Source organism: Nocardia ninae NBRC 108245, assembly GCF_007990755.1.
GTDB classification, from domain to species: Bacteria; Actinomycetota; Actinomycetes; order Mycobacteriales; family Mycobacteriaceae; genus Nocardia; species Nocardia ninae.
This window is the reverse complement of sequence record NZ_BJXA01000005.1, coordinates 43,815-61,703: the sequence shown is the minus strand read 5'-3', so window position 1 is coordinate 61,703 and position 17,889 is coordinate 43,815. Positions and strand designations below refer to the sequence as shown.

15 protein-coding genes are annotated in these 17,889 nt (G+C 67.3%); 10 read left to right on the top strand and 5 right to left on the bottom strand.

Annotated elements, in window-relative coordinates; all coding sequences use genetic code 11:
• Positions 1–79 precede the first annotated feature (79 nt).
• The 3 genes from NN4_RS06215 to NN4_RS06205 all read left to right on the top strand — a co-directional run bounded on the left by NN4_RS06215 (position 80) and on the right by NN4_RS06205 (position 1,584).
• Positions 80–865, top strand: coding sequence for an ESX secretion-associated protein EspG (locus tag NN4_RS06215; RefSeq protein ID WP_147128987.1), 786 nt, complete (start codon positions 80–82; stop codon positions 863–865).
• Between the two features lie 73 nt (positions 866–938).
• A complete protein-coding gene (locus NN4_RS06210) occupies positions 939–1,250 on the top strand; it encodes a WXG100 family type VII secretion target (RefSeq protein WP_135235261.1) in 312 nt (103 codons plus the stop codon).
• A gap of 40 nt (positions 1,251–1,290) precedes the next feature.
• Positions 1,291–1,584 carry a hypothetical protein gene (locus NN4_RS06205; RefSeq protein ID WP_147128986.1) on the top strand — a complete coding sequence of 98 codons (294 nt, stop codon included), beginning with the start codon at positions 1,291–1,293 and terminating at the stop codon, positions 1,582–1,584.
• A gap of 47 nt (positions 1,585–1,631) precedes the next feature.
• On the opposite strand, the gene eccE is transcribed toward NN4_RS06205, so the two are convergent.
• Positions 1,632–3,362, bottom strand: coding sequence for a type VII secretion protein EccE (gene eccE / locus NN4_RS06200; RefSeq protein ID WP_186818290.1), 1,731 nt, complete (start codon positions 3,360–3,362; stop codon positions 1,632–1,634).
• Positions 3,363–3,443: 81 nt separating this feature from the next.
• Here eccE and eccB point away from each other — a divergent pair, with 81 nt between their 5' ends.
• The 4 genes from eccB to NN4_RS06180 are packed head-to-tail and all read left to right on the top strand — an operon-like array spanning position 3,444 to position 6,801.
• Positions 3,444–4,844 (top strand): type VII secretion protein EccB, encoded by a 1,401-nt coding sequence (gene eccB, locus NN4_RS06195; protein ID WP_147128984.1) that lies wholly within the window; start codon positions 3,444–3,446, stop codon positions 4,842–4,844.
• Between the two features lie 29 nt (positions 4,845–4,873).
• Positions 4,874–5,947: a hypothetical protein gene (locus tag NN4_RS06190; protein ID WP_147128983.1), complete on the top strand. Its 1,074-nt coding sequence runs from the start codon at positions 4,874–4,876 to the stop codon at positions 5,945–5,947.
• The gene (locus tag NN4_RS06185) at positions 5,944–6,408 is read left to right on the top strand and encodes a hypothetical protein (RefSeq protein WP_147128982.1); all 465 of its coding nucleotides are present in this window, start codon (positions 5,944–5,946) and stop codon (positions 6,406–6,408) included. Before NN4_RS06190 ends, NN4_RS06185 begins: the two co-directional genes overlap by 4 nt.
• Positions 6,409–6,444: 36 nt before the next feature.
• Positions 6,445–6,801: a YbaB/EbfC family nucleoid-associated protein gene (locus NN4_RS06180; RefSeq protein WP_147128981.1), complete on the top strand. Its 357-nt coding sequence runs from the start codon at positions 6,445–6,447 to the stop codon at positions 6,799–6,801.
• Between the two features lie 21 nt (positions 6,802–6,822).
• Here the strand turns inward: NN4_RS06180 and NN4_RS44795 are convergent, their stop codons facing one another.
• From NN4_RS44795 to NN4_RS06160, 4 genes are all read right to left on the bottom strand, one after another.
• Positions 6,823–8,283 carry a hypothetical protein gene (locus NN4_RS44795; protein WP_186818289.1) on the bottom strand — a complete coding sequence of 487 codons (1,461 nt, stop codon included), beginning with the start codon at positions 8,281–8,283 and terminating at the stop codon, positions 6,823–6,825.
• A gap of 73 nt (positions 8,284–8,356) precedes the next feature.
• Positions 8,357–11,338, bottom strand: coding sequence for a WXG100-like domain-containing protein (locus tag NN4_RS06170; RefSeq protein ID WP_147128980.1), 2,982 nt, complete (start codon positions 11,336–11,338; stop codon positions 8,357–8,359).
• Positions 11,339–11,347: 9 nt separating this feature from the next.
• Positions 11,348–11,662: a hypothetical protein gene (locus NN4_RS06165; protein ID WP_135235270.1), complete on the bottom strand. Its 315-nt coding sequence runs from the start codon at positions 11,660–11,662 to the stop codon at positions 11,348–11,350.
• A 121-nt stretch (positions 11,663–11,783) separates the two neighbouring features.
• Positions 11,784–12,530 carry a MerR family transcriptional regulator gene (locus tag NN4_RS06160; protein ID WP_147128979.1) on the bottom strand — a complete coding sequence of 249 codons (747 nt, stop codon included), beginning with the start codon at positions 12,528–12,530 and terminating at the stop codon, positions 11,784–11,786.
• 323 nt (positions 12,531–12,853) lie between these two features.
• Here NN4_RS06160 and NN4_RS06155 point away from each other — a divergent pair, with 323 nt between their 5' ends.
• The 3 genes from NN4_RS06155 to NN4_RS06145 are packed head-to-tail and all read left to right on the top strand — an operon-like array spanning position 12,854 to position 17,719.
• Entirely contained in the window at positions 12,854–14,605 is a 1,752-nt protein-coding gene (locus NN4_RS06155; RefSeq protein ID WP_186818288.1) for a serine/threonine-protein kinase, read from the top strand.
• 36 nt (positions 14,606–14,641) lie between these two features.
• Complete coding sequence (locus NN4_RS06150) at positions 14,642–16,075, top strand: aspartate ammonia-lyase (protein ID WP_147128977.1); 1,434 nt, start codon at positions 14,642–14,644, stop codon at positions 16,073–16,075.
• A gap of 48 nt (positions 16,076–16,123) precedes the next feature.
• Positions 16,124–17,719, top strand: a complete 1,596-nt coding sequence (locus tag NN4_RS06145; protein WP_147128976.1) for an MFS transporter — start codon at positions 16,124–16,126, stop codon at positions 17,717–17,719.
• Positions 17,720–17,889 lie beyond the last annotated feature (170 nt).

The window sequence follows — 17,889 nt, the reverse complement described above, 5'->3', positions numbered from 1 at the left end:
CCGAACTGCCCGACGCCGCACGCCGCTCGAACATGGTGCAGCGCAAAGGCCGCCGATCGATCCCGAGAGGGGAGGGCCGATGGCGACCCTGACCACTGACGGCGCGCTCGTCGTCGCGGATGCGCTCGGCGTGCAGACTTTCCCCGCGGTGCTCGCACTGCGTTCAGGCCATGCCGATCACGCGTCCGCGTCGGTGGCGCGCTCTGCCGCGGTACTGGATCTGCGTGATCGCGGCCTGCTCGACGCGGACGGGGACGTCCGCGACGACGAGCTGGCCACCGCGCTGTTCGCTCTCGCCCGCCCGGAACGCGAACTGGTGCTGCGGATCCGACGCGGTGGGGTGCTGCACCGGGTCTGTCTGGTCCGGCGTGGACTCGACCATGCCGTCGCGGTCCGCGTCGGCGACGAACTCGACATCCGGCCCGTGTGGGGTGACGAGGATCCGGAGCTGCTGGCCCGGCCGTTGCTCGACGCGCTCGGGCCGGCGCAGCCCGCCGATATCCCGACCTTCCGCGCCCCCACCGACGAGTTGCAGCAGCGACTCGACGAGGCGGGCAGCAGCGCGACCAACGCCGTGTACCAGCTCGGTATGCCGGAGGCGGAAGCGGTCACGCTGGGACTCGCACTGCGGCAATGGACTTCGCTCGCCGAGCTGGTCTGCTACGCCCACGCCGACGGCGTCGCCGTGCGCTCGCCCGCCACCGCCGCGGTGTACGACACGGCGGTGGGCCGCATCATCGCCGGCGGCAGTATCGCCGGCGACGGGCGGGCCTGGACCACCCTGGCCGCAGGCAGCGATCGCCGACTGGCCCATGCGGTCGCCGCGCAGATCGAGGCGCTGCCGCAGGGCCGCTGGATGCCGTAACCGCCGATTTCCCGATCGTCCGGAGTGATCGCTCCGGCAGTTTCACAGATCCATTCACTCGAGAGGACGTCTCATGGCCGGTGCACTTCACCTTGATTTCGCTACTTTCCAGAAGTACGCGAACGAATATGCCGCGATCATTCCCCCGATCGACAAGACCGTCGACAATCTGGGTGTCGCGGTGGAAAGCGCGAAGAGCGGTTGGGAAGGTGAGGCCTACACCGCCTTCAACAAATTCGCCACCGAACTTCAGACGAAGATCAAGGCCGTGAACGTCGACCTGGGTCTGGTGTCCGACGCACTGAACACCGGTGAGAAGAAGGTCGCGTCGGCGGAAGACGAGAGCATGTCCGGCTTCACCACGCTGAACACCAACTACCTCTGAATCGCACCGAATACACACCAGAGAACGGGATTTCACCACCATGCTTTACGACCCCGCGAAAATCAACGCGCTGATCACCGATCTGGAAGGGTACAAGACCAATATCACCACGGAACGGACCAACGCCGACGATTCGGCGAAAAGGCTGCTCAGCCAGGCGTGGCAGAGTGGCGATGCGGGGGCTTCCGCGTCCTTCCAGCAGAAGCACAACACCCTGATGACCGATATGGACGACCTGCTGGTCATTCTCGGCAAGGGCATCGGCAATGTGCGGGCCGCGCTGGAGAAGGCGCAGGCCACCGACCAGAACGTCGCCGACGACTTCGTCTGGTAAACAGCTGACACCGAGAAGGGCCCGTCGCCGTGGCGACGGGCCTTTTCTCATGCCGTCGGAACCAGCGCGCGCGTTTCGGTCGCGGTGGCACCGAGGTACTCGAACTCCTCCGAAATGGACACCAGCTGGACCGTCAGGTCTTCGCCCGCGGTGCGCAGCACCACCCGGCCAGGGGTGTCCGGGGATTCGATCAGCACCACGTCGGCATCCGGGATGACCTGTGCTTCCACTGGTTCGCGCACGTAGACCGCGGTCGCGTCCGAGACCTGTCCGGCGGCGGTGACGCCGTCGTAGACGATCATCGTGGCTGCCTGGTGCGAGCCGCCCGCCGACGACATGGCGAGCGCCGCAGGGGCGCCGACTTCATCGATCAGGTGTGCCCAGGCATCGGGCCGGACGCTGTGCACCAGCACCTGGGCACCGACGGCCACCGAGCGCAACACCATCAGCTGGGTCAGCCGCAGCGACCCGACGATCTCCACCCGCCGGACCGCGGGGCCGAACAGCGGAACGGCCACGCCCGCACCGGCTTCCGTGGCGCCGATCACCTGACCGCAACCGCTGACCGGCACGGTGAAACGGGCCATCGCCGCGGGCGGTCCGCTCAGCGCGGCGGACGAGTCGAGGTGGCCGCCGTCGAGCAACACCCTGCGCTGGTTGCCGGGCAACGCGAGCAGGCCGAGATCCTCTGCGGCGGTGTCGGGTTCAGCGTCGGCGGTGCCCGTCGTGTCGCGCCGAACCAGCGCGGTCAAAGCCACCGCGGTACCCCGGTTGCCCGGTGTGTTCGATTCCGATTGCGGTGTCAGGCGCAGCCTGGTGAGGACGGATTTGCCGGGCAGCGTCCACACCGCCGACAGCACACCGGAGTCGAGCCGAGCCGGTGGGATCGTGTAGCCGGTCAACTCCATGCTGTTGTTGCGCAGCGTGCGCCAGTCCTCGGACCACTGCGCCACCTCGGTGTCGTGCAATGCGGCCGCCTCCGCCGCGGCCAGCTCGGCGGCCGTCAGCACCGAAACGCGCACCCCGCGAGTGGTGAGGCGGCTCGCGACGCGGCGGGTGGCGACCAGCGCCGTCCGGATCATGCCCTCCTGATCGCCGCCCCGGTTCTCGATCGCACCCGCGTTGTCCAGTGGATCGAACCGCAGAACCAGCCACACCGTGCGCGATGCCGCGGCGGGCAGCGGGCCGAGCAACTTCTTGTACAGTCCGGCCACATTGTGCGGGCCATCGGTGCGTACGCCGTGGGCGATCACGTCCACGGCCGCGAGCCGAATATCGAACTGGGACACGCAACCTGCCACGTCGGCCAGGGAGATGGTCGAGGGGGAGTGCACATCGGTCGTGTCGAGCAGGGTGGGCGTCACCGCGGCGCTGTCGAGCATGAGCATGGTGATCAGATAGCGGCCGTCCCAGCGCATTCCGCACCGGCTGCTGCCGGATTCGGGTATCGGAACATCGAACGGTTCGGTACGCGAAGGGGCGGCATTCTTGCTGCGATTGCGCAACCACAGTGCGGTGCGCATGCCCAGAATTCGCCAAATGTTTGTTTTCCGCACGCGGGCCGCACCGAGCGCGGAAACCGCGATACCGGCGCCCGCCACCGCCCATGGCGGGGCGTTCCACGCGATTGCCGAGGTAGCGGCCGCGGTGCCCGCGGCGGCGCACGGCAACACGATGGGCAACGGCACTCTGTCGAACAGGGTGCGGCGGCACAGCGCCGGTACCGGAATTGCATTCGACTCCGCCGGGTTGGTTCCCGGAATTTGTTCGTTATTCACTCGGCCTGTCTCCATTCAGCACAAACCCTCCATTGTGCGTTAGCGTCTCACAGGTCAGCCGAAATTGCGTAAGGAGTTGTGGTGCCTGCCCAGTTGACTACCCGCGCGCAGGTGAATGGATATCGCTTTCTGCTCCAGCGTTACGGGCACGCGATGGTGCGCCGAGATGTGCGTATGCTGCACGATCCGATGCGCATCCAATTCCGGTCGCTGATCACCGGAATTGTGCTGGCGGTATTGGTCACCGCGGGCTGCGCGATATTGTCGTTTCTGCGCCCGCAAGGGCAGGTCGGCGAGGCGAAGATTGTGCTGGGTTCCGGCACCGGCGCGCTGTACGCGGTGGTCGACGGAACGTTGCATCCGGCACTCAATCTCGCGTCGGCACGGCTGATCACGGGCAGCGGTGAATCACCGACCTCGGTCAAGGACGCGAAATTGTCGTCGCTGCCGCGCGGGCCGCTGCTCGGCATTCCCGGCGCACCGTCGGCGCTGCCCGGCCCAGCCGACCGCGGCCGCTCGGAATGGACGTTGTGCGAAGACGCGACCACCGGACTGCGCAGCACCGTGCTGGCCGGCGCACCACGGCTCGGTGCCCAAATGCGCCGTGCCGCACCGGGTGAGGCGGTGCTGGCCACGCACGACGGCGCGACCTATTTGATCTACGACGGCAAGCACGCACGGGTGGACAAGAACAACGACGCGATCGTTTCGGCACTGCCGCAGCTGCGTGCCCTGCGGCCACGGCCGATCGGGACCGGCCTGCTCAACGCGAGTGTGGCGGTCCCCGATCTCGCGGTGCCGGTGATCCCGCGGGCGGGTGAGCCGAGTGCGGTGCGCGGTGGCGAGTTCGTCATCGGATCGGTGATCAGGGTGCACGGCGTCACCGGTTCGGCGCCGTATGTGGTGCTCGCCGACGGTGTTCAGCAGATCTCGGAGTTCACCGCGCGAGTGTTGCGGACCGCGAATTCTATGGGGCTCACGGCGATACCGAAACTCTCGCCGGATGCGATCAGGGGTATTCCGGTGGTCGACAGCTTGCCGGTCGACCAGTTTCCCGGCGATGACCTGACCATCATCTCCGCCGACGCCGATCCGGTGGCCTGCGTCTCCTGGACGCGTGCGGACGGCGATCAGGCCGCGCGGTTGCAGGTATTGCTCGGCAGCAGCGTGCCGCTGGCCGGCGGGGCCGCGCCGATGACGCTCGTGGCGAGTACCGGCGCCAACGCCGCGTACCTGCCCGCGTCCACCGGTGAATTCATCCAGGTGACCGGGATCGAGCCGGACAGCACCCGTCGTGACGCCTTGTTCTATGTCACCGACACCGGCGTGCGGTTCGGCATCCCCGACATGGCGACGGCTGCCGTGCTCGGACTCACCAAGCCGAAATTGGCGCCGTGGCAGATCGTCAGCCAGCTGCCGGGCGGGCCGATGCTCGACCGGCAATCGGCCCTGATCGCGCGGGACATCGTCGCCGCCGGGTGACAGCAGGCACGAAAAAGGAAGGAAGTGCGATGCCACGAATTGTGGGCAGATATGCCGATGGTGCGCTGGTGGTGGCGGTCGGCGGCGCCTGTGTGGTCGTCGGGCCGGACCTGGTGGACGCCAACGGTCACTGCGTGACAGCGCCGGAGGAGCTGCGGGTGACCCTGGTCGGTGCCGTCACGGCCGACCCCGGATTCGCCCCCGCCGACGAGCCGATGCCGGACGGACTGCTCTCGGCGGACCAGATCGCGGCGATGCTCGACTGGGAGGTCGGGTACGTCGACGGTGTGCCGGGCGACGCCGATCGGCCCGGCCTCAGCAGCGCCGAGGTCGACCTGTATCTGCGCTATCGGCACGACACCGGCGACGCCTACCCCGACAGTGCCGCGCTGGCCGTGGTGGACCGTCCGTTCTCGTTGGACGGCTTTGCGGTCGCCGAGACCGACAGCGCGGCAATAGAGTTCGACCCAGAATCGGATGAGCCACACCTGGTGGTCCAGCTCTGCGCGTCCATGGCACACGTGCAAGATCTGTCCGGCGCGGAGATCATCGCCGACGCGGCGACGGACGTGATCGACCGGATCAGCTATCTCGCGAAGGTGGAGGAGTTCTATCCGGCACTCGCACAGGTGGTTACGGCAGGAGCGGTACCCGAGTTGGCGGTCGAGCTTGCCGGTGGTTTCACCGAGGATCAGATCCTGGACTTCGTGCAGCGCTTGGTCGCCGAGCTCGATCGGCGCAGGCCGTGGCCGAAACCCGCGCTGGTGTCGGTGGATCCGCAGACCTGGCCGTCGATGGGAGCCAGCGTGCCTATCGGCTGGGTCGATATAGCCATCAGCGACCTGGAGTGGGCGGTGAAAGCCCCCTTCGCCGACGTGCCCGACGGCGAGAACCCGTTGCTGGTGCTGCGAATACGCGGGGGGCAACTGGTCGCGCTGGTCGGTGACGCGGAACCGAACCCCACCCGGTTCCTGGTGTTGCTGCCCGATGCCGAAGAGCAACAGGAGCCCGCGGAAGTGACGGCGTACCTGGAGCGCTACGCCGGGTTACGGGTGGAGTCAGAGGGATTGGTGGACGTGATGGCGGAGGCGATGCAGGCATGATTCGACCGGAGAACCAGCACACAGCCAGCGATGCGATCGATTTCATCGATTCCGTCGTCGGTGCGCTCGGCAAGATGACCGACATACGCTCCGCCAGTGCCGCATTGACCGCGTCGGCGACGGTGGAACACGGCCGGATCACCGTGGTGGTCAACGCCTCCGGCTCCATCATGGAGACGGTGTATGCCGAAGGCATCGACGAACTCAGCTACGGGCAGATCGCCCGCGCCACCGTGCAGGCGGCGCAGAAGGCGGCCGCGGAGGTCGAACGGAAGAAAAAGGAACTGCTGGGTTCGCTGTCGGGGATGCGGATGGGACTGCCGTCGATGATGGAGCTGCCCGAGGAACTGGTCGCGCTACGCGCCCAGCTGCCCGAACCGACGCGAGCGCCGCTGACACCGCCCGCCGAGCGCGACGCAGGCGGGTCGCGCGGCAAGAGCAACCGAATCCTGGACCGTTGAGCAACACTCGGACCGCCTGCGAAAGGAACCACTCCGATGGATGACGAATTCGCCAGTGCCGTCACCGAATTCCAGGCCAAGATGGCGCAGGTGACGCAGGTACAGGAAGAATGCGCGCAACTCGTCGCCACCGGTTGGGCGCAACGCCGCCGGGTCCGCGTGACGGTGAACGCCGACGGGATCGCCATCGACATCAAGTTCGGTGCCGGCGTCAAAGATCTGACTTACGACGAGATCGCGGCCGCTGTCACCGAGGCCTCGCAGGACGCGGTGCGCGAAGTCGCCCAGCGCGCAACGGAAGTGGTCGCGCCGATCTCGATCGACCAAGGTGAAGCGCCGAACCTGGCGGGGATGCTCGGTGCGATCGCCTCGCTGCGTGAGCATTTGCGCTGAGCTCAGTGGCTGCGTCCGGGCTCAGCGGGTGAGTCCGGCCAGCGCGAGCTGGGACCAGGCGGCCGGCACGTCGGTGTAGTCCTCGGTGGCGAAGGCTGCTTCGGCCAAGTCGCTTGTCACCGAACCTGATTCGGCGGCGGTGAGCAGATCTTCGACTGCGGGCCGAGAAGCCGAGGTGCCGAGTACGGCGCACACGATGTCGACCACCGTCGCCGGTGTCCACACGCCGGGGATCGCCGGGCCGATGGTAGTGGGCTCCGGAGACTGTCCGCTCGACCAGTCCGCGCCGTCCCACCAGTAGCAGAACGACAGCTGGGCGGTAAACGCGCGGTGGTTCAGGACCGAGCCGTCGAGCCAATCAGGGACACCCGCGTAGTACTCCGGTATCGGCGCGCCGTCGTTGTAGGCCGCGTCCAGTTCCGGGGCGTTCCACAGACCGCCGGACAGCACCGCCCGGCCGCGGGGGAGCAGATGCAGAGTTGAGCCGCTGCCGTCTGTTCCCTCAAAAACTGCGGTCGCCCCGAAGATTCGAGGCCCCCACTCGGTGCCGATCGCCACCGCCGCTGCCGCCACCGTCGCCCACCGCGCCCACACCGTCTGCGCCGAGAGGAACCGGACGGACGTCGCGGGCGCGCGATCGAGCCTCGCCTGGGTCAGCATTTGCGGCAGCTGCTGTGCACGGGCCTCGACCCGCAGCCGTCCGGCCAGCCACACCGGCAGGCGCTCGCGCGGAAAGTGCTCCAGATCGGCTCGATAGGCCGCGGTCGGGAGCAGCCGGTCGACCGGAAACGCCACATCGCCGTACCCGAATTCGTAACTGGTAGAGCCTGTTCGATCGCGCACCAAGGTCACCTGCCACCACGCCCGCTCACCCGGCAGCACCGTCACTGCCCGCAGTGCCTGAACCAGTTCCCGTGCGTCCGCGGGTATTTCGACGGCGACAGGTGCGTCGTCAACCAGGAACACGGCATCGCCCGACACCGCAGCCACGCTCACCGAGAATCCCAGCCGCAACTGTTCCCACCGCGGCGGGGCCACCGGCAACAAAAGGTCGGTGATGGCGGCGGCGAGCTGATCAGCAGACCGACGCATTTCGGCCGCGTGGTCCTCGGCCGGTGCCGGCGCAGCGGCAGGTTCGGTCGCGGCGGTCGGGAATGAGGTGGGCGTGGCGGTAGGCGGTGACGAGATCGTGGCGGTCGTGGGGGAAGTGGGCGCTGCGGTCGCGGTTGAAGCGGCGGTCGTAGACGACGCGGGCGCATGGGTGGGGGGTGAGGCGGGTGCGGCGGTCGTGGTCGAGGGGGGAGCAGGCGCGAGGGTCGGGGGTCGGGCGGGTGCGGTGGCCGAGGAGGGATCGGGTGCGGTGGCCGTTGCGGGAAGGCTTGTGCCGTCGTCGAACTCGGTGATCAGTGTGAAGGCCACGTCGGGGCTGCCCGGCTCGTCTGTCGCCATGGCGGGGGCTTGGTCGTGGCTTTCGGTCGGCATCGGAGTCTCCTGGATCGCAGGGTTCGGGTTCCGCTGGTGCGCCGGGCTTTTCGGGTTCGGCGTTGGCTGTCGTTCACCTGGTTCCGCCATACCGCCAGAAGTCGTAGGCGGGTGGTGGCAGCGCGGTGAACGGGTCGGGCATGCCGTGGTCGAGCGGGAGTTTCCTGGACTTCGGCTTGCCGCTCATGTAGCCGCCGTCGAGCATTGTTCGTTCGGTGCGGATGCTCGTATCGAAGTCGGCGAGTTGTCGCTCCAGCTTGCGCTCGGCCGCTCCGGATGCCAGCGCGAGCTCTTCGTAATCGGCGTTCGCCGAGTCGAGTTCGGTGCGGCGCTGATCGATGTCGCGCTGTAGCTGCTCGTTGTCGGCGAAAGCGTGCGCCGTCCCGGTCCGGTCGGGGCGTGCGGCGTTCGCGGCGGCTGCCGCACGCCCGGCGTCCTCGAGTTCGGTCATGGACCTGCGCGCGTCGGCCATGGCGTGCTCGCGGGCGCTGAGGGCAGCGTCGAGGTCGGCGCTGGTTCTGGTGACCTGCTGGTCGACGACGGCCAGGTGTGCGGACTGGTCCTCGATCGCGCGATCCTGCGTTTTCAGCGTGCTTTCCAAATCGTTGATTCGCTGCCGCAGGGCGGGTTGTTGCTCGACAGACGCGCTGTCATGGTCTATGCGCGCTTGACGCAGGTCGGTGTTGGTGGCTTCCCTGGCGGTTTTGAGGTCGGCCAAGGCGCTGCGATGGTTGCCGCGCTGTTCGACCAGGTCATTGAGTCCCTTGCCTACCGCGCTCTTGTACGCTTTGTCGACTCGACTGTCGGTCTCGCGCAGGGTCGTGATGTGCGCGTCGGCCGCGGCCATCTTGCTCCGCAGTGTCGCCACCGTCGGATCCTCGGCACGTGTTGCCGAGCCTGGACTGTGCTCGATGTCGTTGCGCGCGGCCACATTATCGGCCGAGTCGGTGTTCGAAGACCTGCGGTCGTGCCCGGACCCGGTGGGCGTCGCCGCCCTGATCTCGGATTCCTCACCTTGCGTCCGCGCACCCGAGTTCGATGCCCGGCCATCCGTCGAGTCGCCGCCGTCCGAGTCCCTGGCGGAAGCGTTGCGGTCGGCGTTGCTGCCGTCGGAGTCCTTGGCGGAGTCGCTGAGGTCCGAGTCCCTGGCGGGAATGCTCTCGTCGGGGTTCCTGGCGGAGGCACTGCTGTCGGCATTTTTGGCGGAGACGCTCCCGTCGGAGTTTCTCGCGGAGACGCTACCGTCCGCGCCCCTGCTGAGGTTGCCCTCGGAGTTTCTGGCGGAGTCGACGGTTTCACTGTCCGCCTGGCTCCGCACCGAGGCGATCGCCCTGCCATCATCGGCCGAATCACGGTGTCCGGCTGAGGAAGTGACCGCGCCTTCACCATCGGAGCTCGAACGTGACGGCAGCGGTTGCTCGATATCCGTGCTCGGTCGCGTCGGTAACGGCAACTCGGTTTCCACCACGCCACCCTGCTGGTGATCGGACTCCAACCGATTCTGGATGCGCGCCCGGACCGCAGCATCGGCACCGACGGCTTCATCCATCCGTAGCCGGGTCTGCACAACGGAATCGAGCGCAGCCGGATCGTCCGGTGTCGCCGCCGCGCGATCCCGCGCCCGCACGTTCTGCAGTTCCGCATCGAGCACCGCCCGCCGGGCATCGGCGAGTTCCTTTATCTGGCTGCGTTGTTCGCTGACATGTGCGTCACGATGCGCCCGCCGATTGACCGGTCCGCTCTCCGGCGTGGCCTCCCGCGACGCCGCCCGGTCCTGCGCCCGTGCCGCCTGATACCCCTGATCATCCCGTGCCCGGACCTGCGAGATCAGCTCGTCCGAGGACGCGAGCGGCCGACTGGTCGCCGGACTGTCGCCGCTCGCCCGCAGGCTCGAAGGCGTTGGACTCGACTGTGCCACAACATCATCGGTCCGGGTCGCCGCCGGCTCCTGCCCGCGCATGCCGATATACCCACGCGGCGTACCGATCAGCGAATTGCTCGCCAGCGCCCCGATGAGCCCCATCGTTGGGTCGAACGATCCGGTGAACCCCATGGCGATTCCACCACCCACCAGGGTGGCGACGACCGTCGGTACCGTGCCGGACAACGTGCCCAGCCCCGCGCCCCAGACCCCGGCTGTCGGGTCCTTGCCCCGGCTGGTCAAGAACCGGGCACCGTACTTGCTCACGTTGGTCGCGACGAGCGCACCCGCGTACCAGCCGCCGGTGGAGGCGGCGACCGACATGCCGAACTGGGTGGCGTTGAACTCGTCGCGATGCCCCTTCGACATCTGGATGCCCTGAATGGTGGCGTCGAGTCCGCCGGCCCAGATGAGGTTGTTCGTCGCTTTCGAGATGAGGAATTGCACTGCGTCGGCGGGAAGTCCAGCCAGGGTGCGCGCGGTGCTCGCACGAAAGCCGGCGTCGACGAAGGCCTTGAACAGTCCGGGGGTCGCCTTGGCGGTCAGCGCCGTCGGGTACTTCGCGACCAGCCCGGCGATGCGCCCCGGTTCGTCGGTGAGCCGAGGCAGATACCTGAGCGTCTTCACCAGGTATTCGCCCACGTGCGGCAGGTTGCCGAGCGCGGCGAGCGCCCGATTGCTCACCCGATACAGCGAGGCACGGGTGGCGCCGATCGCCGCGGCCTCGACGGCGGGCGCGGTGGGCGGCCAGAGCCACGCCCCCGCGATCTGCGCGGCCAGCATCGTGGTCGCGAAGATGGTCATCAGTTTGGTGGCTTCCAGCGTCGTCGCCGCGTTGCGGGTGGAGCCGCCGACCTGCCGGAAGTCCGCGACGAGCCGTTCGACCGAATGATCACCGGCCTGCAACTGGTGCAACGCCGACCTGATCTGCTCCCGGCCCGCACCGGATTCGTACCCGTTCAGGGTGCGCCCCTCCGCCGTGCGGAGCACCGGAAGTACCTGCTGCTCCAGGTCTTCGGCGGCCGTCAACCAGGCCTGGGCCATGGCGAACATGCGGTCCTCGTCGCCGTCCGGCCACGCCTGGCCGACCACGTAGGTCAGGAAACGCAGTTCCTCCGGCCAATGCAGCGACATCGGGGTCGCTCAGAACGCGGTGGAATTGCCGACATCGGCGGACTCGGAGCTGTTCGCGGCCCGGATCAATCCGTTGCCGAATTCCTCGACCGTCTGCACCATTTCCCGCCCGCCGCTCAGCAGGTTGTTCCGGGAACTGCGGTAACCTTTCTCGCCGTCGGCGAACTCCTTGCCGTAGGAATCCTTGCCCCATGTTTCCGGCCCGTGCGAGCCGATGGCTTCGGACAGGGTATTCATGGTGGTCTCGAATGCGGCTTTCGCCGCGATCAATTCCGTGCCGCCTGCGCGCACATGTGCGGGGTCGACAATTATTGTTTCCGCCAAGTTACTCGCCTCACCTTCACTGCGCCCCAGGTTCGGCGAAATGCCAACGCCGCTAAGTGGTTCCAATGTAGGTACCACAATTCCGTGGCACAGACCAGAGTTTCGGCGGAAGGTGAACGGATCATGTTCCGGGCGAGAACATGCCGGGGAACTCGCGATCGACCACTCGTCCGACATAGCGTTCGACAAATCTGCCCACTACGGTCGCGGTGATCGCGGCGGGCCGTGCGCGGACCGAGTCGAGCTGTGCCGCAAAGGCTTCCGCATCCGCTTCCGCGCGATTCGAGCGCTGGAACTGCCGGACCGCGGTGCGCACGAAGATATCGGTGAACTGCCGCGCTATGTGGTCACAGTCCAGGCGCAGCTGCTCCACCTCGTCGAGCGCGCGATCGGTGCTCACTCCGGCGTCGAGCAGCTGCTCGAAGACCTCCAAGAGGGCAGACTCGGTCACCCGGTAGGTACCCGGATCGACCGGTTCGTACAGTCCGGCCGTCACCGATCGGGCCAAACCGTCAGGGGCAGCAGCGAATCGGTCGGCGAGTTCTGCGGCCGCGATGAGTCCGTCCGGTGTGGCGTCCTGCGGCGGCAGGGGAGTGTCAGCGGTGGCAACGCCTAGTACGTCGGCGAGATCCTGGCCGCGGTCCCAGGCTTCGAGCAGTCCGCGTACCCCGTTCAGCGTGATGCCGCGCTCGACCAGCCGCTCCACGATGCGGATCCGGTCGAGATGCTCGGGACCGTAGAAGCCGGTGCGGCCCTTCATCTTCGGCGGCGGCAGCAGGCCGCGCTCGTTGTAGTCGCGCAGCGTCCGCACCGTCATCCCCGACCGCTCGGCCAGATCGCTGATGGTCAACTCTGCTTCCTTCGCCATGTCTCCAGGAAACCACAGGTGAACAGTGTCTCCGGCGTTGTCCTCAGTGCTGCTCGCAGGGTCGGTGGCTGATTGAATCGTCGCATCATCGATAGCGGGAGGTCAGCACGGTTCGGTCCGCGACCTCTTGTGTGTGCCATCACATGGCGGTATGTTACGTTGAACATCGGCATGATTGTTGGGCGGGAAGGCCGGATCATGACAACCGCTTGGCCACAAGGTATTCCGACGGCTTACCCAGCGCCGGATCACCGCGCCGACCAGCAATGACGAACGACGTGCGGGGCGGGACGAAGGTACGGCCGACTGAAATAGAAGTGCCGGTGCTGGAAATCCGGGAAGTGGCCGAGCACAAGCGATTCTGCTGGAAGTGCGGTCGCCCGGTCGGCCGCCACGATCAGCACGGCCCCGGCCGGTTGCGCGGCACCTGCGCCCAGTGCGGGGCTCCGTTCAGCTTCCGGCCCGCCCTGCGCGAAGGCGACGTGGTCGCCGACCAATACGAGGTCAAGGGCTGCCTGGCCTACGGCGGGATCGGCTGGGTGTTCCTGGCCAAGGACCGGCGGGTGGGCGGACGCTGGGTGGTGCTCAAGGGTTTACAGAATCCGCAGGACATCGATGCCCACGTGACGGCGCTGGTGGAACGGCAGTTCCTGTCCGAGCTCGCGCATCCCAGCATCGTCGAGATCTACAACTTCGTCACCCATCGAGGCAGCGACGGCACCGCGGGCGGCTACATCGTCATGGAGTACGTCGGCGGTATGTCTCTCGATGTGCTGCTGGAACAGCAAGCGCCCGACCCGCTTCCGGTCGCCGACGCGATCGCCTACGTGCTGGAGATCCTGCCCGCGCTCGGCTACATCCACACGCTCGGACTCGCCTACAACGACCTCAAACCGGCCAACATCATGGCCGGTCAGGACGAGGTGAAACTCATCGATCTCGGTGCGGTCTCCGCGTTGCGCTCCGGCGGGAGCCTGTACGGCACGCCGGGGTACCAGGCGCCGGAGGTGACGAGCACGGGGCCGACGGTAGCGTCCGATATCTTCACCGTCGGTCGGACGTTGGCGGCGCTCACCCTGCCCGGTAAACCCACCGACCCGCTGCCGACGGACTCGCCGATCCTGCGCCGGTACCCGGCTTTCGCGCGGCTGCTCGACCGGGCCAGCGCCGAGGACCCCGCCCGGCGCTTCCCCTCGGTGGCAGCACTGTCCGATCAGCTCCGTGGTGTGCTGCGAATGGTGCGCGCCCACGACGGGTTTCGCGACGATCCGCATATCTCGACGGTATTCGGTTCCGTACGCAGCGATTTCCGCGGCGACGACCGGTTCACGGCGGACGAGCTCGCCGCCGCGCTGCCGGTCCCGCTGCTCGATTCCGACGATTCCGGTTGGCGGATCGACTGGTACGACGCGATCACGGCGCTGACCACCGACCGGCTCGCGCAGGCGTACCAGAGTTTCGGCGAGGTCAGCGCGATGGTGCCGGGTGAGCTCATGCCGCTGCTCGCGCTGGCGGCCACGGCCGAGCTATCCGCCGACGAAGCGACCGACGAGGAACTACGACAGGATTGGCACCGGCTCGCCACCGACCACTACCGCGCGGTGTGGCAGACCGATCACACGGTGGTCGCCGCGGCGTTCGGCTTGGCCAGGCAGGAGCTTCGCGACGGTGCCCCGGTCGCGGCGATCGGTCTCGTCCGGCAGGTGCGAATCGCACTGCCGCACAATGGCATAGCCTGCCGCGCCTTCGCGCAATTGCTGGCCGACCTGCCGCTCGCCGACCTCACCCAGCAACTGCTGGACGAGGCGGCGGTCGGCCTCGCAACCCTGCCCGCCGAACGGCGCGTGCTGAAACCCCGAGCCACCGTCCTGCAGAGCGCGCTCGCGTGGCTGTGCGCGGGTGGCCAGCCGAACTCGCACTGCGACACCATCTTCGGCCATCCCTACACCGAGCGCGGCCTCCGCGACGGAGTAGAAGCGGCCTTACGCGAACTCGCCTTCGCGACGCCGGACCGGTGGGCCCGGTTCGCACTGGTGGACCGGGCCAATGCCGTGCGCGCCCGCACGTGGTGGTGAACGAACGATGAACAGCAAGAACAACTGGAGGTATTGATGGCTGTCGAAACACGCATCGAAAAGGACTCACTCGGCGAGCTCGCCGTACCAGCCGCAGCCTATTACGGTATCCACACTGCACGCGCAATGGCGAACTTCCGCGTCACCGGCTCGGCCATGAGCAGCTATCCCGCCTTGATCGCCGGGCTGGCCACGGTGAAACAGGCTGCGTGCCAGGCCAACCGCGATCTCGGTCTGCTCGACGAACGCCGGTCCGCCGCCATCATCGACGCCTGCACCGAATTGCGGAACGGGGAATTGCTCGATCAGTTCCCGATCGACCTGATTCAGGGCGGCGCGGGCACCTCGTCGAATATGAACGCCAACGAGGTGATTGCCAACCGGGCGCTGGAAATACTCGGCTTCGAGCGGGGAAATTACGCCGAACTCGATCCGCTGACACACGTCAATCTCGGTCAGTCCACCAACGACGTCTATCCGACCGCGATCAAGCTGAGTCTGGTGACTCATCTCCGCGTCCTGAGCGTGGTCCTCGGCGGCCTGGCCGATGAGTTCGACCGCAAAGCAGTCGAATTCGCCGACGTGATCAAGATGGGGCGCACCCAGCTGCAGGACGCGGTGCCGATGACCCTGGGTCAGGAGTTCGCCGCCTACGCCACCATGGTGCGCGAAGACCGGTCTCGGCTCGCCGAGGGCTGCCTGCTGCTGCTGGAGTGCCATCTCGGCGGCACTGCCATCGGCACCGGAATCAACGGCCACCCCGACTATCCGGCGCTGGCCTGCCGCTACCTGGCCGAGCTGTCCGGCGAGCCGGTCGTCCAGGCGGCCGACCCGATCGAGGCGACGCAGGACTGCGGCGCTTTCGTCCAGGTGTCGGGCATTCTCAAGCGGGTCGCGGTGAAGCTGTCCAAGATCTGCAATGATCTGCGGCTCGTCTCGTCCGGCCCGGTGGCCGGCCTGCGCGAGATCAATCTGCCTGCGGTGCAGGCCGGCTCGTCGATCATGCCCGGCAAGGTGAACCCGGTGATCCCCGAGCTGGTCAATCAGGTGGCGTTCGAGGTGATCGGCAACGACCTGACCGTGACCATGGCGGCCGAGGCCGGGCAGCTCCAGCTCAACGCGTTCGAACCGGTCATCGTTTACAGCATGCTGAAGTCGCTGAGCCATCTCAGCGCCGCCGTCGACACCCTGACCACCGACTGCATCGCGGGCATCACCGCCAATCGTCAGCATCTCGCCGACGGCGTGCACAATTCGATCGGCGTGGTCACCGCGCTGGCGCCGCGCCTGGGCTACAAGGCGTGTGCGCAAGTGGCCGAGCGGGCCTTGGCGACCGGCGAAATGATCTCCGACATCGTGGTTTCCGAAGGACTGCTCAGCCGGGCAGAGGTCGGCGAGCTGCTGTCGAGCCGTCGGCTGGCCGGATTGCCACCGCTGGTCATCCACGGGACGACCGACCCGGTAGTTTGATGTCCGGGGTTGGACATCTGATGTCCGGGGTTGGACAAAGGGCACGTGATGACACTGGAGATGGACCCGCTCGCAGACGCCACCGACACGGCGAGCACGCGGGGCGAACCGATGCGCCTGAGTCGCCGGCGTCGTCGCCTTACGCTGCTGACCCTGTGCGCCGCCGCGTTCATGATCAGTTACGACACCGCGATGCAGAGCATCGCGGTCCATACTCTGTTGCGGCAGTTGGGGCATCGGCCCGACATGGCGATATCGCTGTGGCTGCCCGCGGCGCACACTTTCGCCTACGTCGGGCTCCTGCTGGTCGGCGGTGCGCTCGCCGACCGACTCGGCGCCAAGCGGGTGATTGTCGGCGGCTATCTGGTGTATGTCGTAGGCGCCGTGCTCCATCTGGCCTGTGCGGAGAACCCGATCGGCTTGCTCATCGCACGAACGGTCACGGGTGTGGGCGCTGCGGCCATCCTGCCCGCGACGCTGGCGATGGTGGTGCTCGTCTACGGCGAAGGAAGCCGCAGGGCGCGAGCCGTCACGCTGTGGGCAGGGTGCTCCTCGGCAGGCGTGATGATGACGCTGTTCGTCACCGCGGTGGTACTGAACCAGGTGTACTGGCCACACGCGATGGCCGGCGTGGTGACCGCGAATCTGATCGTGTTCGTCGGGGTGCTCGTGATAATCCCTGCTGTCCCGGCGGACCCGGCGAGTCCGGTCGACTGGCCCGCTGTGCTCACCATGACGCTGTCCGGTGGACTCCTCGCGCTCGCGCTGTACCAGGCGCCCAAGTGGGGCTGGACATCTCAGGGGTTCGCGATCGCGCTGGGTGCCGGGGTGGCGCTCGCGGTGGTGGCGGCGACCATTCGGCGCGGTGGTTCGCTGCCGCACGACTGGCTGCTGAGTGCCGAGCCGCGCGTGCGGCTGGTCATGCTCGCGCTCGGCGGGGCGATCCTGGCGATGTTCGGCATGGTCTTCCTGGTCATTCAGTATCTTCAGGTGCTCGGGGGTCGGGTGCCGGTGGTCGCGGGCTTGGCCCTCTTCGTGCCCGCCTGCCTCGCCACCGCGATCGGTGCGAAAGTGGGTGCGGCACTGCAGCGTGCGGGGTGCGTCGTCGCCGCGGTGATCATCGGCTCGACCGCGATCATGGACGGGCTCGCCATCGGTCTGACCGCGGGGGAGCCGGGTGACCTCGTCCCGCTCGTCGCCATGGTGACGGTGACGGGCCTGGGTTGCGCCCTGGTGCTCGGCATCGCGCTGGAGGTGGTGAGCGCGGTGCATCCGGCCTCGCGCACCGGGATTCCGTGGGCCGCACAGCTGATGCTCGTTCAGCTCAGTGGATTGCTCGGTGTGGCGATCGTCGGCGGACTCGTCGATCGCGGCTATCAGGCGCGCTTCGTTGTGCCCGCCGATGTGCTCGCCATCAGTGGCGCGGCCATCGGTCGCGATCCCGTGGGCGACGGGGTGCGAGCGATAAACATCGCGGGGGATCACCTCGGTGTGCCGCTCGCCGTCGCAGTCCGCAACGCGTTCGTCGCAGGCTATCGCGAGGGCCTGCTCGCCACGATTGCGGTGATCGCCGTTGTCGTCGTCGTTATGCTCGTCGCCAGTGCGCTGGCCCGGAAATCGAATGCAGCGCAGCAGAGTCGGTAGCGTCCGGTGATTTGTCGAGCGCGATAGCATCCTCTTTCTAGCACGCATTCATCGTGAGTAGCTGCTGCGTTAAATAATGTTCGCAGGCGGCGACATTGCCGCCTGTGTCCGCCGTTTGCCCAGGTAGATGCGCCGTTTCTCAAGAAACTTGCACAAGTATGCCGACTTCT